Source organism: Nocardia sp. 852002-20019_SCH5090214, assembly GCF_001665865.1.
Lineage (GTDB): Bacteria > Actinomycetota > Actinomycetes > Mycobacteriales > Mycobacteriaceae > Nocardia > Nocardia nova.
In genome coordinates this window covers 1-860 of sequence record NZ_LZMK01000326.1, presented here as the reverse complement: position 1 = coordinate 860, position 860 = coordinate 1, and the positions used below count along the sequence as shown (strand labels likewise).

Here is an 860-nt window from a genome sequence, read left to right as displayed (position 1 = left end):
AGACTGGTCCCGTCCGCGCGGGCCAAAGCCGGTGTGGGGGCGGCAGTGTCGTGGTCGCCGCGGGGAATCGACAACGGCGAGGTGAGCGCGGCCGCCATCACCGCGTTGACGACGGTCTGCCACTGGTCCGGGTCGACACGGCCACGGAGCTGGCGGTAGGTCTCGGCGCGCAGGTGACGCGCCTGCCAGGTCGCCCGCTGCTGGGCGACGGTATCCACTACACGGGTCGCCGTGTCGGCGATCCAGGCATCGGTGACCGTCTCGCGGATCGGGGCCTGCTGATGCAGGACGGTGGCGACCATCGCGTCCACGGCCTGGTCCCCGCCCAGGATCTCGGCAGCCTGGGTCCGCCAGTCGCCGCGTTGTTCGGCGCGGGAGCGGGCGTGATGCTTACCGCCACGGGTTGCCAGCGTCGCCTCCTCACCCAGGCGCAGCCGTTCTTTCGCGGTGGGTTCGCGGCCGTGGCGCCGCTGGAACGCGGCGGCCAGGTCGGTGAGTTTGGTGGTGATGGCCTCTGCGCGTGTGGACCAGGCCGCCATCAACTCCGGTGCCACACCGGCGAGTTCGCGGATCGGGCGTTTGTACATGTCCCGGTCCGGGGTCTCGACGAACACCAAACCGAGGGCTTCTTCGAGGTGGTGTTCGAGGCGGGTGTTGTACAACTCGGAGGCGGGCACATTGTGGGCGTAGATCATCCGCCCATCTAGGGACCCCCACTGCCCGTCCTGGATCCGCCTGACTTTGTTGGCGATGACGAGGTGGGTGTGCAGATCGGGGTCGCCGGCGCGGGAATCGCGGTGGGTGAAGGCCGTCCCGACCAGGCCCTCGACGTCGACCTGGCGGACGCTGTGGCGGCCGAC

1 protein-coding gene is annotated in these 860 nt (G+C 69.9%); it reads right to left on the bottom strand.

The annotated features are described in order from the left end of the window. The coding region (mobF, locus tag A5780_RS26050; RefSeq protein ID WP_156769661.1) for a MobF family relaxase at positions 1-860 on the bottom strand (860 nt) is incomplete at both ends.